At 70.4% G+C, this 14503-nt stretch carries 10 protein-coding genes; 5 read left to right on the top strand and 5 right to left on the bottom strand.

Annotation, left to right across the window (positions count from 1 at the left end):
* Positions 1–55: 55 nt before the first annotated feature.
* The gene (locus ABT352_RS20155; RefSeq protein WP_350946392.1) at positions 56–328 is read right to left on the bottom strand and encodes a WXG100 family type VII secretion target; all 273 of its coding nucleotides are present in this window, start codon (positions 326–328) and stop codon (positions 56–58) included.
* Between the two features lie 463 nt (positions 329–791).
* Here ABT352_RS20155 and ABT352_RS20150 point away from each other — a divergent pair, with 463 nt between their 5' ends.
* Positions 792–2549 (top strand): acetyl/propionyl/methylcrotonyl-CoA carboxylase subunit alpha, encoded by a 1758-nt coding sequence (locus ABT352_RS20150; protein WP_350946391.1) that lies wholly within the window; start codon positions 792–794, stop codon positions 2547–2549.
* A gap of 360 nt (positions 2550–2909) precedes the next feature.
* Positions 2910–4283: a hypothetical protein gene (locus ABT352_RS20145; RefSeq protein ID WP_350946390.1), complete on the top strand. Its 1374-nt coding sequence runs from the start codon at positions 2910–2912 to the stop codon at positions 4281–4283.
* Between the two features lie 350 nt (positions 4284–4633).
* Here the strand turns inward: ABT352_RS20145 and ABT352_RS20140 are convergent, their stop codons facing one another.
* The 3 genes from ABT352_RS20140 to ABT352_RS20130 all read right to left on the bottom strand — a co-directional run bounded on the left by ABT352_RS20140 (position 4634) and on the right by ABT352_RS20130 (position 10091).
* Positions 4634–5623 (bottom strand): LacI family DNA-binding transcriptional regulator, encoded by a 990-nt coding sequence (locus ABT352_RS20140; RefSeq protein ID WP_350946389.1) that lies wholly within the window; start codon positions 5621–5623, stop codon positions 4634–4636.
* 11 nt (positions 5624–5634) lie between these two features.
* On the bottom strand, positions 5635–8439 hold the full coding sequence (locus ABT352_RS20135; protein ID WP_350946388.1) for a glycoside hydrolase family 3 C-terminal domain-containing protein: 2805 nt from the start codon (positions 8437–8439) through the stop codon (positions 5635–5637).
* Positions 8440–8885: 446 nt separating this feature from the next.
* Positions 8886–10091 carry an ROK family protein gene (locus ABT352_RS20130; RefSeq protein WP_350946387.1) on the bottom strand — a complete coding sequence of 402 codons (1206 nt, stop codon included), beginning with the start codon at positions 10089–10091 and terminating at the stop codon, positions 8886–8888.
* A gap of 214 nt (positions 10092–10305) precedes the next feature.
* Between ABT352_RS20130 and ABT352_RS20125 the strand changes: the two genes are divergently transcribed.
* Genes ABT352_RS20125 through ABT352_RS20115 form a run of 3 tightly spaced genes read left to right on the top strand, consistent with a single transcriptional unit; the run spans position 10306 to position 13923 of the window.
* Positions 10306–12000, top strand: coding sequence for an extracellular solute-binding protein (locus tag ABT352_RS20125; RefSeq protein ID WP_350946386.1), 1695 nt, complete (start codon positions 10306–10308; stop codon positions 11998–12000).
* Positions 11993–13027 (top strand): ABC transporter permease, encoded by a 1035-nt coding sequence (locus ABT352_RS20120; RefSeq protein ID WP_502992877.1) that lies wholly within the window; start codon positions 11993–11995, stop codon positions 13025–13027. Before ABT352_RS20125 ends, ABT352_RS20120 begins: the two co-directional genes overlap by 8 nt.
* Positions 13024–13923, top strand: coding sequence for a carbohydrate ABC transporter permease (locus ABT352_RS20115; protein ID WP_350946385.1), 900 nt, complete (start codon positions 13024–13026; stop codon positions 13921–13923). Before ABT352_RS20120 ends, ABT352_RS20115 begins: the two co-directional genes overlap by 4 nt.
* A 78-nt stretch (positions 13924–14001) precedes the next feature.
* Here ABT352_RS20115 and ABT352_RS20110 read toward each other — a convergent pair whose 3' ends face one another.
* Positions 14002–14325 carry a MerR family transcriptional regulator gene (locus ABT352_RS20110; protein WP_350946384.1) on the bottom strand — a complete coding sequence of 108 codons (324 nt, stop codon included), beginning with the start codon at positions 14323–14325 and terminating at the stop codon, positions 14002–14004.
* Positions 14326–14503: the final 178 nt, after the last annotated feature.

The following is a 14503-nucleotide window of genomic DNA, read 5'->3' as shown; positions in this document are numbered from 1 at the left end:
CCAGTGCGGAAATGCCCCGTCCCTTGTGGGACGGGGCATTTCGGCGGACCGTTTTCTAGCGCGTGGCGGACTCGATATTGCCGCGGTAGGTGTTGATGACCCGAGAAGCCTCGGACAGTTCCTCGGACATGCGCTGGAAAGCGGCGCGGTAGTTCTGCCAGGCCTCGCTGAAACGCTGGGCACCGGGCCCCGTCCAGGCGGTGCCGACCTTCGCGGCCTCCCGGTCGAGGGCGGCCACGGTGGCCCTCACCTGGTCGGCCTGCTGGGTGAACTGGGTGGCCATCTGCTGCATTTCCGCGGGATTGCCGCCGAGCAAGTTCTGGCTCATGCCAGTCTCCTTAGGATCGGTGTCGGGGAGAGTCGGTCGCCAAACGAAAACACGATAGGCGCAAGGATCACAGAGGTGCCCGGGTTATGCCAAGCGGCTATGGACGTTCCCTCGGTGGCCGAGAGGCTAAACGTTCTCCATTGCTGTGATTTTTCGTAATTCAGAGGGGTTATAGGACTGTTATGCGAGATCGCGGTGAAGGGCGGGACCTCGGGAGCGGCCGGGCGGGGCTCCTCCGCGCCCCGGCCGGGGCCGAGACCGGGACGAGGACCACGACCGAGGTCGAAACCGGGGCCGGGGCTGAGAGCAGGGGCAGGGGCGATATCGGAAACGGGACCCGGGGGCATGACCAGGACTGCGGGACCCACCCACCCCTTGCCGTCAGGCGACGCCTACACTCCGTTGAAGGCCCGCCAGTCCTCTCCTCCGCACGTACTGGCACGTACTGAAGGGAACGACGTCGGTGCACAAGGTCCTGATCGCCAACCGTGGTGAGATCGCCGTACGAATCGCCCGTGCCTGCAAGGACGCCGGGCTGGCCAGCGTCGCCGTCTACTCCGACCAGGATCTGGACGCGCTCCATGTCCGGGTCGCGGACGAGGCCCGCGCGCTCGGCGGCGAGACTCCCGCGGAGACCTACCTCGACGTCGGCAAGCTGCTGGGCGTCGCCGCCGAGGCCGGAGCCGACGCCGTGCACCCCGGCTACGGCTTCCTCGCCGAGAACGCCGCCTTCGCCCAGGCCGTGATCGACGCGGGGCTGACCTGGATCGGCCCGCCGCCGGCCGCGATCACCGCGCTCGGCGACAAGGTGCAGGCCCGGCACATCGCCCAGAAGGTCGGCGCGCCGCTCGTGGCGGGCACCACCGATCCGGTCTCGGGGAGCGAGGAGGTCATCGCCTTCGCCGCCGAACACGGCCTGCCGATCGCGATCAAGGCCGCCTACGGCGGCGGCGGGCGCGGGCTGAAGGTCGCGCGCACCCTGGAGGAGATCCCCGACCTGTACGACAGCGCGGTCCGCGAGGCCGTCACCGCCTTCGGCAGGGGCGAGTGCTTCGTCGAGCGCTACCTGGACCGGCCCCGGCACGTGGAGACCCAGTGCCTCGCCGACGCCCACGGCACCGTGGTCGTGGTGTCCACCCGCGACTGCTCGCTGCAGCGCCGCCACCAGAAGCTGGTCGAGGAGGCACCGGCCCCGTTCCTGTCACCCGAGCAGCTCGACCTGCTCTACACCAGCTCCAAGGCGATCCTGCGCGAGGCGGGTTACGTCGGCGCCGGCACGTGCGAGTTCCTGGTGGGCCAGGACGGCACGATCTCCTTCCTGGAGGTCAACACCCGTCTGCAGGTCGAGCACCCGGTGACCGAGGAGGTCGCGGGCATCGATCTCGTACGGGAGATGTTCCGCATCGCCGACGGTGAGGAGCTCGGCTACGGCGACCCCGTGGCGCGCGGCCACTCGATCGAGTTCCGCGTCAACGCCGAGGACGCCGGGCGCGGCTTCCTGCCCGCCCCCGGCACGATCACGAGCATGAGCGCCCCCTCGGGTCCCGGGGTGCGCCTGGACGCCGGCTACGAGGCGGGCATGACCGTCCCGCAGTCCTTCGACTCGCTGGTCGCCAAGCTGATCGTGACCGGTGCGACCCGGCGGCAGGCACTGGAGCGCTCGCGCAGGGCCCTGGCGGAGTTCGAGATCGGCGGCATGCCGACCGTGCTGCCCTTCCACCGGGCCGTGGTGGACGACCCCGCGTTCACGGGCGAGCCGTTCTCGGTGCACACCCGGTGGATCGAGACCGAGTTCGACACCGTGATCCCGCCGTACGAGGGAGAGCCGGGCACGGCCGGGGAGCCGGCCGAGCGGGAGCGGATCACCGTCGAGGTGGGCGGCAAGCGGCTTGAGGTGGTGCTGCCCTCGGGATTCGCCGTCGGCAACGCCGCGGGGGCGGGCCGCGCGGCCTCGAAGGCCCCGCGCCGGAGCGGCGGCGGGGTGGCGGGGAAGGCCGCGAGCGGCGACTCCCTGATCAGCCCGATGCAGGGCACGATCGTCAAGATCGTCGTCGCCGACGGCGACACCGTCGCGGCCGGTGACACGATCGTCGTGCTCGAGGCGATGAAGATGGAGCAGCCGCTCGCCGCCCACAAGGCGGGCACCGTCACGGGACTGGCGGCGTCGGTCGGCCAGACCATCTCCTCCGGCGCCACGATCTGCGAGATCAAGGACACCTGAGCGCGCCCGCGGTCCACGGTTCGGCGGCCCGGGTCTGCGGAGCACGGTCCGGCGGAGCTGGAAAGGCGAGGGCGGGTAAGCGCGGAGAGGGTCCGCGCGGATGCGCGCCGAGCGAGCGCCTTGCCCTCACGGAAGGACCACGAGCCGGAGGGGCCGCGCGGATGCACGCCGAGCCGGGGACGCGGGCGCGTACCGGGTCGAACCGGGCGAGGCCGGGTGCCGAGCCGAGAGGGGCAGTGTGACGATCCCCTACCGAGGTGGGCGGGGGACGCCTGACCCGGCCCTGAAGGGGATACGGTCGATGAGTAGGGAACTCTGTCGTCCACTCATTCGTCTTCAGGACGAAGGAGGCTTTCTGCCGTGACCATCACAAAAGCCGCGCCAGGTCGTTTCGGTGCCATGATCATGGCATTGTTCGTCGGGCTGCTCGCCATGTCCATGATCGCCCCGGCGGCCCACGCCGCGGCGCCAGACCCCAGTGCGATCGTCTCTGAGCTGACGGACGGGGACAACTTCTACGCCGATCCCGCTGCGGGTCTGCCCACCGATGCCGTCGACGCCATGCGCAAGGCTGCCGACGAGACTTCCTCCGTCTACGTGGCACTGCTGCCCAAGGGCTCGATCGGCAGCCAGTCCCAGGCGAGGACTCTGCTGAGCTCGATCCTCAAGGGCGTCGGTTCCAAGTCCGTCGTCCTGGTGATGAGCGGCACCACGCCGTTCGGCGTCACCAACATCAAGGGCGTCGACGTCGACGAGCTGCTCGGGCGGGCGAAGACCGCCTCCAGCCCGACCGACAACGTGATCAACTTCATCAAGCTGGCCGACGCGGCGGCCGTCGGTGGCGGTGCCCCGGCCGGCTCCTCCGACTCCTCCTCCGCTTCCTCCAGCTCTTCCGGCGGCTCCGGCACGGGCGTGCTGGTCGGCATCCTGGTGCTCGCCCTCGCCGGTGGCGCGGGCATCTTCTTCTACTCCCGCAAGAAGAAGAAGCAGCGCGAGGAGCGCGAGGCCGCCGAGCTGGCCGCGGTCAAGCAGACCGTGGACGAGGACGTCACCAAGTTCGGTGAGGAGATCACCGACCTCGACACCGACGTCAAGCTGCTCAACAACGGCGCCGACCACCAGCAGGACTGGCAGCGCGCCCTCGACTCCTACGAGCGGGCCAAGCTGGAGCTCGCGGCGGTCAACCGCCCCGACGAGCTCCGTGGCGTGACCACCGCGCTGGAGGAGGGCCGCTACGCCCTCGCCTGCGTGAAGGCGCGCGTCAACAACCAGCCGCTGCCCGAGCGACGCTCCCCGTGCTTCTTCAACCCGCAGCACGGCCCCTCCGTCCGCGACGTGCGCTGGGCCCCGCCCGGCGGTGCGCTGCGCGACGTGCCCGCCTGCGCGGCCGACGCGGAGGCCGTCGAGCGCGGCTTCGAGCCGCAGGCGCGCGAGGTCATGGTCAACGGTCAGCGCCGCCCGTACTACGACGCGGGCCCGGCCTACCAGCCCTACGCCCAGGGCTACTACGGCGGCTTCGGCGACGTCATGACCGGCATGCTGGTCGGCACGATGATCGGCAGCATGATGAGCGGCGGCTTCGGCGGCTACGGCTACGGCGGCTACGGCGGTGGCGGCGACAGCAGCGGCGCCACCGACTTCGGCGGCGGAGGCGACTTCGGCGGTGGGGGCTGGGGTGACTTCGGCGGCGGAGGCGACTTCGGTGGCGGTGACTTCGGCGGCGGCGACTGGTAGTCGTTCCGCGCGGAACACCCGGCAGAAGCCGAACAGGTAGGACAGTACGCACGCAAGACCGGCGGGCGCGTTTCCCTTGGGGGAGCGCGCCCGTCGCCGTTGAGGGGAAACAGGGGGTTCGCCGGGAAGACCTTGGCGGGAAGCCGCCGGGTCGGGCGCCTCAAGAGCCGTCGAGGACGGTGAGAACCTCGGCGCAGGGCGCCTCGGATGCCGTCGCGGGCGGTGGGACCTCGGAGTGCGGGGAAACCGTCGGAAGGCAGCGCCTCAGATGCCGTCGTGGATGGCGAGGACCTCGGCGAAAGGCACCTCAGGAGCCGTCGGGAACGACGAGGACCTCGGCGAAAGGCACCTCAGGTGCTGTCGCGGACGGTGAGCCTCGGCTGGAGCAGGGTGCCGTCGGGGACGGCGCGGCCTTCGAGTTTCTCCATGAGCAGCCGGACCGCCTGACGGCCCACCTCCTCGGCCGGGATCAGCACCGAGGTGAGCGGCGGACTGGAGCGTTCCGCGATGTCGTCGGGGCAGATCGCCACCACGGCGACGTCGCCGGGCACCCGCCTGCCGTACTGGCGCAGCGCCCCCAGCACGTGACCGACCGCGGCCTCGTTGTGCACGACCAGCCCGGACAGGCCCGGCCTGCTGTCGAGGAGCTCGGCGATCGTGGCGGAGACCTGGTCGAAGTTCTCCTCGCACGGCAGGGCCACGCCGGTCAGGCCGGTCTCGCCCACGGCCGCGACGAAGCCCTCCCTGGTGCGGCGGGCGAAGCCGGTGCCCCGGTCGTAGACGACCGAGGGGGCGCCGAGCAGCGCGACCTCCCGGTGCCCGCGCTCGGCCAGGTGCTCCACACAGAGCGCGCCCGCCCGCGCGAAGTCGAGGTCGACGCAGGTGAGGCCGGCCGAGTCGGCGGGGAAGCCGATCAGCACGCTGGGTTCGGCGAGATCCCTGAGCAGCGGTACCCGGCTGTCGTGGAGTTCCACGTCCATCACGACCAGCCCGTCGACCAGGGCGCTCGCCGCCGCCCTGCGCAGCCCGTCGGAGCCCTCGTCGGCGGTGAGCAGCAGCACGTCGTGGTCGTACCTGCGCGCGGCGGTGACCACCGAGGTGGCGAACTGCATCAGCACCGGGACGTGCACGCCCGCCCGAAGGGGCAGTACCAGCGCGATGACGTTGGCCCGCTTGCTGGCCAGGGCCCTCGCACCGGCGTTGGGGTGGTATCCGAGGACCCGCACGCTGTCGAGCACCCGGCGCCGGGTGTCGGCCGAGATCGCGCGCTTCCCGCTGAGCACGTACGACACCGTGCTCACGGCCACTCCGGCGTGCCTGGCGACCTCGCTGATCGTCACCGCCCGCCCGCTCACGTGACCGCGCCGAAGCTCAGGGAGGCGAGGGTGATCCCCGCGTTCTCGAACACCACATAAAGATCGTGGACTCCCCCGGCCTCCGCAAGCCCGGCGCGTATCTCGGCGAGGTCGTAACGGCCCGCGCGGGGAACGGGGAGGTCGCCGACGACGGGCCCGTAGAGGGGGTCGTCCAGGCGCAGGGTGAGCACGCCGCCCTCGGCGCTGGTCGCGGTGGCCGAGCAGGACATCCGGCTGTGCGCCCCCTCCCCCAGGTCGACCGAGCGGAACACGATCCACGCGCCCTCGGCGGCGGACCGTACGGCGTCGCCCGAGACCCTGGCCGCGTCCACGAACGCCACCGAGTCGTACTCGTCGTGGTCCACGGCGGCGATCGGGCCCGCGAAGGCGTCGCGCGGCGGGATCCGCTCGCCGTCCACGTGGAAGGGGGCGCACAGCCGGATGTCCCGCGCGGAGCCACCGACCATGACCTTGTGGGGTGCGTCCTCGACGACGAACCGGCCCCTGGTGACGTCCCAGAAGGCCAGTTCCGCGATGTCGAGCCCCCAGTCGACCCGGGTGCTCTCGCCGGGGGCGAGACGCACCTTGACGAAGCCGCGCAGGTGGCGCAGCGCCTGCTTGACCCGGGAGCGCCGCTGGCGGGTGTAGATCTGGACGACCTCCACCCCTTCGCGGGAGCCGGTGTTGGTGACGGTGACCGAGGCGGTGAGCCTGCCGCCCTCCACCGAGACGGCCAGGTCGGCGTACTCGAAGGTGGTGTAGCCGAGACCGTGCCCGAAGGGGTAGAGCGGGGTCCCCCTGAAGTACTGGTAGGTCGCGTCGGTGGCGATGATGTCGTAGTCGAGCAGGTCGGGCAGCTCGCTCGCCGAGCGGTACCAGGTCTGGGTGAGTCTCCCCTCGGGGTCGGCGTCGCCGAACAGCACCTCGGCCAGCGCGTGGCCGTACTCCTGGCCCCCGTGCGAGGACCACAGCACCGCGGGCGGGTCGTCGCCGTCCCAGCTCACCGGGTAGCCGCTGCTGATCACCATCACGGTTCTCGGGTTCGCCTCGCGCACCGCCCGCACCACGGCCTGCTGCGCGGCGGGCAGCGCGAGGTCGAGGCGGTCCTCGGTCTCCCTGCCGTTGACCAGGGGGTGGTCGCCGACGACCACCACGGCCACGTCCGCGGTCGCGGCGAGCGCGGCGGCGGCCTCGGCGCCGCTCACCACCCGCTCCACGGTGAGCCAGGCCGCGGCGTCGGCGTCGTCGGCGAGACGGAAGACCTCACCGTCGAAGGCGAGGTAGCGGCCGGTGGAGATGTGCCGGAGCGCGAGCGCGCCTCGGGGGCGGTCCTCGGTGCGGAAGGTCTGGCGCACCTCCCAGCCGTTGGGACCCGGCTGGTCGTTGACCAGCACTCCCTTCTCGTCGACGGACAGGTGGCGGCCGGTCGTCACGGCCCGCAGGGCGTAGCAGCCGCCGCCCCAGTCGAACAGGTCGAACAGGTCGGGCTCGCCGCCGAGCCCGAGCGGCCCGCCGTCGGGGTCGGCGACGACGAAACGGCCGTTCGTTCCTTCCGCGCCACCGTCCACCGAGATGGTGATCCGGTCCACGGCCTCGCAGAAGACGGTCTCGCACCGCTCGGCGAGCCCTGCGCGGGCGGTGACGGCGTACGGGAGGGTCCCCGAGTACCAGTCCTCCATGAGCGTGTCGCCGAGCTGGCCGATGACCGCGATCCTGCGCACCGAGGCGTCGAGCGGCAGGAGGCCGTCGTTGCGCAGCAGCACGATCGAGCGCCTGGCGGCCTCGCGGGCGAGGCTCTGGTGCTCGGGGCAGTTGACGACCGCCTCGTCGATGTCGTCGTACGGGGTGGTGGGGTCGAACTCGCCCAGCCGGAAGCGGACGGACAGCGCGTGCCCCACGGCGGCGTCGACGTCCTCCTCGGTGAGCAGGCCGCGCTCCAGCGCGGCGCGGATGTGGCCGAGGGTGGCCTCGGAACGGTCGTCGTCCTGGGTGAAGCTGTCGAGCCCGGCCCTGATCGCGTGGGCGTACGCCTCGGGCAGGTCGTCGTGGTATCCCTGCGCGCCGGTGAGGTTGCCCGGCGCGTACGCGTCGCTGACGACGAGGATGTCGTCGGGCGCCCATGCCCGCAGCACCTCCTCGATCAGCGGGCTGAGGTGGGCGGGGCGGCCGTTGACCAGGTTGTAGGAGGGCATCACGGCGACCGCGGCGCCGCTCTCCAGCGCGGGCCGGTAGGCCGGGAGTTCGTACTCGCGCAGCACCCGGGGCGGCAGCTCGCTGGAGGTGACGCAGCGGTCGGTCTCGTTGTTGTAGCCGAGGAAGTGCTTGAGGGTGGGCGCGGTCTTCAGCACCGCGGGATCGCTCCCCCGAAGGCCGGACGCGTACGCCGTCGCCATGAGGCCGGTCAGCCACGGGTCCTCGGAGTAGCCCTCCTCGTTGCGGCCCCAGCGGGGGTCGCGCAGCGGGTTGACGACCGGAGCCCAGACGTTGAGCCCCGCCCCCGTCGGATCCTTGTGGTGGAAGGCGAGGACCTCGTCGCTCGTGGCCTCGCCGACCCGCCGGACCAGGTCGGGGTCCCAGGTGCTGGCCAGCCCGATCGCCTGCGGGAACACCGTCGCCGGACCGAGCCAGGCGAGGCCGTGCAGCGCCTCGGTGCCGGTGCGGAACGGGCCGACCCCCAGGCGGGTCACCGGCTGCTGGTACTGGTGCAGCAGCCCGACCTTCTCCTCCAGGGTGAGCCTGCCGCGCAGGTCCGCGATCCGCCGCGCGAGAGGGAGTTCCGGGTCACGGAACGGTTCGTTCATCGGGGACCATCCCTTTGAGAGCGTCGAAGCGCTTCGACTTTCCGGCGTGGAAGGGCGCTTCAGTCGAAGCGCTTCGATAATCGGTCCGGGAAAACTCCGTCGTCACCCGCGCGCCCCGGTGTTCGTTACGCGCGTGTTTCGAACGGAGCTTCCCTGAAGGGTGCACTCCTGTGCGGCCGAGGTCAAGAGTTACCCGGCAAACGGCCTGAATCCACCCGGATCCGGATCGAAAGAACGCCTGACGGCGACCGGAAAACCTCGGATCCGGGTCAGGGGATCCTTTGAAAACAGCATGAATCCAACGGGGCGTCCGCCCTGACGCCGATCACGAGGACCGCGGGTTCTTCGATCCGCCCGGGGCGATACCCCGCCTCGGCCTCACCCAGATCGCGAGACCCGCGGCAGGCCCTTCGGACCCACGGGGCACTCCCCCGGCCGCACGCGGATCACGAGACTCGCGGCAGGTGGCCGGCGTCCACGGAGTCGAGCACCCGGGCGGCGCCCCCCAGCGCGGCCGCCCCGTACCCGAGTGTGGAGGCCACCACCCGGCAGCCCCCGGCGTCCGGCGCGATCGTGCGTCCCGCGATCTCCGCCTCCACCGCGGGCAGCAACCACGGCGCGAGCGGCACGTAGTAGCCGCCCAGGATGACCACCTCGGGGTTGAGCAGGTTGGCCAGCAGGGCCACGCCCTTGCCGAGGTTGTGGCCCACGGTGCTCAGCACGGCGAGCGTGCGCTCGTCGCCCACGCGGGCAAGTCGCGCCACCTCTTCGAGCTCGGTCTCGACCTCGGCGGGCGAGATCGCGGCGTGTTCCAGCACGGCGCCGATCCCGGCGACGGCCTCCAGGCAGCCCAGGCGTCCGCAGCGGCACTCGGCGCCGAGCGGGTCGATCTGGATGTGACCGATCTCCCCGCCGTATCCCTGGCCCCCGCGGCGCAGCCGTCCGTCGAGGATGATCCCGGCCCCGACCCCGATCTCGCCGGTGAGGTAGACCAGGTTCGCCGTCCCCGCGTGCGGGCCGAAGCGGTGCTCGGCCAGGGCCGCGAGGTTGGCGTCGTTGTCGACCTGCACGGGGAAGCCCGGGTCGCGCAGGGCCTTGGTGAGGTCGCCGCAGAGGTCGGCGTCACGCCAGCCGAGGTTGGGGGCGACGCGCACGGCGCCGTCGGTGCCGATCAGTCCGGGCACGCCCACGGTGAGCCCTAGGACCTGGCGCTCCTCCTTCGCCATCCGGCTCACCACCCGGCGGACGATTCCGGCGACGGTGGCCATCGCCTGGCCCGCCGTACCGGCCGCGCCGGGAAAGGACCGGCGCCAGGACAGCAGCTTCTCCCCCGACAGGTCCACCGCGACCGCGGTGACGTAGTCGACGTTCACCTCGATGCCGATCGCCGCGTACGGCGAGCCGTCGAGCACGAGCATCGTGGCGGGGCGGCCGACGCGGTTCTCCGTCAGGCCGGTCTCCCTGACCAGCCGGCGGTCGATCAGATCGGCGACCAGGCTCGACACGGTCGCCTTGTTGAGACCGGTGGACGCCGCGATGTCGGCCCGCGAGCACGGCGCGTGCCCGCGTACGAACCTCAGCACGACGGCGAGGTTGGTGGCCCGCACGTCGGCGAAGTCCGCCGGCCGCGGGTCAGTCGTAGATGTGATCAAGGTGAGTCCCGCTCCCGCTCGGCCAGGCTGGCCCCATCATGCCCCATCGTTCACCAATCCGTGACCGCTCCCCCGTGCCCCGCGATCGGCGGTCCCTTGTGGCGGCGGCCACCCTCGACTAATTTGTTTGGTCGAAAGACGAACTAATTCTACCCCGGAGCCATCCTCCACGACACCCCCCCGATCCACCACGAACCAACGAAGGGAGCGCCCCGTGAACGACCTTCCCCAGGGCGCGTTGACCAGCCGCCGCGGATTCCTCGGGCTGGTGGGGCTCACCGCCGCGATGACCGCGGGCGGCGGCCTGCTCGGCGCGTGCTCCGCGCCGAGCGGCCCCCGGCCCGGCAGCGGAGGCGCCACGGCCGCCGCGGCGGACAAGCTCACGTCCCTCACCCCCACCTACACCGCCTTCCCCGGGCTCAAGCCCGACATCCCCGGCACGATCTCCACCCATCCCGGGGTACCCGACGTCAGCGGCGGCTTCACCTCCTACCCGGCCACCCCCCTCCCGGCGCTCACCCAGAAGGCGGGCAGGGGCGGCACCTACAAGGCGATGACCCCGCTGTGGGGCCCGCCGCCGCCCGGTCTGTCGAGCAACTCCTACTTCCAGGCCGTCAACGCCGACATCGGCTCCACCGTGGAGTTCCAGATCGCCGACGGCAACGTCTACGTGGACAAGGTCATCGCCAGGCTCGCCGCCGGGGACATCCCGGAGATCATGTGCATCCCCAGCTGGGAGATCGACAAGATGGCGGACTTCAACACCGCCGTCGACAAGGCCTTCGAGGACCTCACCCCCTACCTGCAGGGCGACAAGGTCAAGCCCTACCAGCTGCTGGCCAACCTGCCGACCGCCGCGTGGCAGTGGTCGGTCTGGAACGACAAGCTCATGGCGGTGCCGTTCCCGACCGAGCCGTATCCCTTCGCGCTGCTCTACCGCAAGGACCTGTTCGACAAGAACGGCTGGAACACCAACCCCAAGACCGCCGACGAGCTGTTCGAACTCGGCAAGGAGATCACCGACGCCAAGGCCAAACGCTGGGCGTTCGGCAGCATCCACGAGATGATGTGGCCGACCTTCCGCATCCCGCAGGAGTGGCGGTACGAGGGCGGCAAGCTCGTCCACAAGTACGAGACCCCCGAGTTCGAGCCGATGCTGGAGTTCATGCGGAAGGTCTTCAAGGAAGGGCTGGTCCACCCGAGCGTCGTCGGCAGCAAGGGCGCCAACGAGAAGGAGCTGATGGGGAGCGGGCAGATCCTGATCTACCGCGACGGACTGGGCGGCTGGAAGGAGCTCCTGCAGCAGCACCGCGGCAGGAACCCCGAGTTCGGCCTGGGCGCCTTTCCGGTCTTCGCCCACGACGGCGGCACGCCGCTGATGTACCACGGCAACGCGGCGGGCCTCTTCACCTTCGTCAAGAAGGGCCTGCCGAAGGAGCGGGTGGAGGAGATCATCTCCATCCTCAACTGGTGCGCGGCGCCGTACGGGACCAAGGAGTACGAGCTCGCCAACTTCGGTGTGGAGGGCAAGCACTTCAAGCGGGACGCGAACGGCATCCCTGAAGGGACCGACCTCGGCCGCAAGGAGGTCGCCTACACCTACGGCTTCCTCGGCGGGCGCCCGATCTACGTGGACTGGGCCTTCCCCGACGCCGTCAAGCTCAACATGGAGTGGCAGAACGCGAGCTTCCAGTATCTGGAGAAGGGTCCTTTCGACGGGATCAGGATCCAGAAGCCGTCGAAGTACTCCGGGCTGCAGGTTCCCACCGAGGACAAGTTCACCGACATCATGCGGGGCCGGCGGCCGGTGAGCGACGCCAAGCAGATCGTCACGGAGTGGCGGCGGGACGGCGGGGACGAGGCCCGCGAGTTCTACATGAAGGTCCTCCGGGACAACGGCCGTGCTTAGGACCGCCCCCGAAGACAGCGAAGGGACCGGGCCGGCGGGTGACCTGACCTCACCCGCCGGCGCCGGCACCTCCAAGGATGTCCGCAAAAGGGGTCCGAGGACAAGCCGGGCGCGCCCGCAACCCTTCGGATCGCGACTGAAACGTGACTGGCAGCTGCTGCTGATGACCCTGCCCGCCATCGGGCTGCTCATCCTGTTCCACTATGTCCCGCTGCTCGGCAACGTGATCGCGTTCCAGGACTACTCGCCGTACGTGGGCATCGGGGACAGTCCGTGGGTGGGGTTCGCCAACTTCCACTGGCTGATGTTCGACGCGAGCTTCTGGGACGCGACGATCAACACCCTCACGATCACCACGTTTCAGCTGATCTTCTACTTCCCCCTGCCGATCCTGCTCGCCGTGCTCCTGGACAGCGTGGTGCGGCCCCGGCTGCGGCTGTTCATCCAGAGCATCGTCTACATGCCGCACTTCTTCTCGTGGGTGCTGGTGGTCACGCTGTTCCAGCAGATGTTCGGCGGCGCGGGCCTGCTCGCGCAGACGCTGCGGGACCACGGGTACGACGGCATCGACATCATGACAAATCCGGATACGTTCATCGTGCTGGTCACGGCGGAGACGGTCTGGAAGGACGCCGGCTGGGGAACGATCATCTTCCTCGCCGCGCTCGCCGCCATCAACCAGAACCTCTACGAGGCCGCCGCCGTCGACGGCGCGAGCCGCTGGCGACGGCTGTGGCACATCACCCTGCCCGGCCTGCGCCCGGTCATCGTGCTGCTGCTCATCCTGCGCCTCGGCGAGGCGCTGAACGTCGGCTTCGAGCAGTTCTTCCTGCAACGCGACGCGGTCGGCAGGGAGGCCGCCGAGGTGCTGGACACGTTCGTGTACTGGCGCACGCTGCTCACCGGCGAGTGGAGCTACGGCGCGGCGGCCGGTCTGGTGAAGGGCCTGGTGGGACTGGTGCTCATCCTGGTGGCCAACAAGGTCGCCCACCGATTCGGCGAGCAGGGAATCTACAAACGATCATGACGACTCTTCCCCCCTGGGCCGAGCGGCCCAGCCGCGTCGGCGCTCTCCTCAAGGGACTCGTCCTCACGCTCATCGTCGCGTGCGTGCTCTTCCCGATCTACATGGTCGTACTGACCAGCCTGTCCACCCAGGAGGCGGTGACGGAGGCCGGCGGCCTGGTCACCGTGCCGAACGGGCTGTCCTTCGCCGCCTACCAGGAGTTGTTCGCGGGCGGCGTGGTGACCAGGTCGGTGATGGTGAGCCTCGGCGTCACCCTCGTCGGCACGGCGATCAGCCTCACCGTCACCGTGCTCGCCGCCTACGGCCTGTCGCGGCCCGGCTCGCTGCTGCACCGGCCGATGCTGTTCCTGGTCCTGCTCACCTTCCTGTTCGGACCGGGGCTGATCCCCAACTATCTGCTGGTCAGCTCGCTGGGACTGATCGACACCTACTGGTCGCTCATCCTGCCCGGCGCGGTCACCGCGTTCAACCTGGTGGTGATGCGGGCGTTCTTCATGAACATCCCCGACGAGGTGACCGACAGCGCCCGCATCGACGGCGCGAGCGAGTTCCGCATCCTGCGGACGATCGTGCTGCCCATGTCGAAGGGCGTCACCGCCGTCATCGGCATGTTCTACGCGGTCGGCTACTGGAACTCGTTCTTCAACGCCGTCCTCTATCTCAACGACAGCGCCAAGTGGCCGCTGCAGGTGGTGCTGCGGCAGTACGTGCTCCAGGGCCAGTCACTCATCGCCGGCCAGACCGGCGTCGGCACCATCGCCGGGCAGTCACCACCGCCGAGCCTGGCCATCCAGATGGCCATCGTCGTCCTCGCGCTGCTGCCGGTGCTGTTCGTCTACCCGTTCGTCCAGCGGCACTTCACCAAGGGGGTCATCATCGGCGCCATCAAGGGCTGAGCGGATCCTGCCGCCCCTGCCGCTCAGTGGAGCGCTCCTCTCCTCGGGCGGCACGCCCCCTGGCAGGCTCCTCCCGTCCTACCGCTCGGCGGAGCGCTCCTCCTGCCGGGCGGCACGCTCCCTGGCCAGTTCCTCCTGCAGGTCGCGGACCTGCTGCTGCAGGGTGAAGATCCGGCGTACGGCGGCGAGGCTCATCCCCTCGCCGACGAGCCGGATGGCGTCCTGCAGGTCACCGATCTCGTGGCGGGTGTAGCGTCGCTGGCCGCCGGTGGAGCGGGCCGGGCTGACCACGTCGTGCTCGTCGAGCCTGCGCAGGAACGCCTGCTCGACCTCGAGCATGTCGGCGACCTGGCCGACGGAGTACAGCGGGGCGTGCTCGTCGTCGAAGGGTAACCGGGCCATCACCGCTCCTTTCCCTTGCGGGGTCATGGGGTTCCCTTGCGGGGTCGTGGGGTTCGTGGATGGTTCCCCAGGAGGGGACGGGGCGGGAAACGCGCGGGGTGGGTGCCGGAACCGGCACCCACCCCCCCGCCGTTATGGGGTCAAACCCAAGACCACACCCCAATATAGACAAAATGTA

It is taken from the genome of Streptosporangium sp. NPDC000563 (assembly GCF_040299985.1).
Classification (GTDB): domain Bacteria; phylum Actinomycetota; class Actinomycetes; order Streptosporangiales; family Streptosporangiaceae; genus Streptosporangium.
Note: the sequence above shows the minus strand (reverse complement) of the source record. Positions and strands in the feature narration are given on the sequence as shown.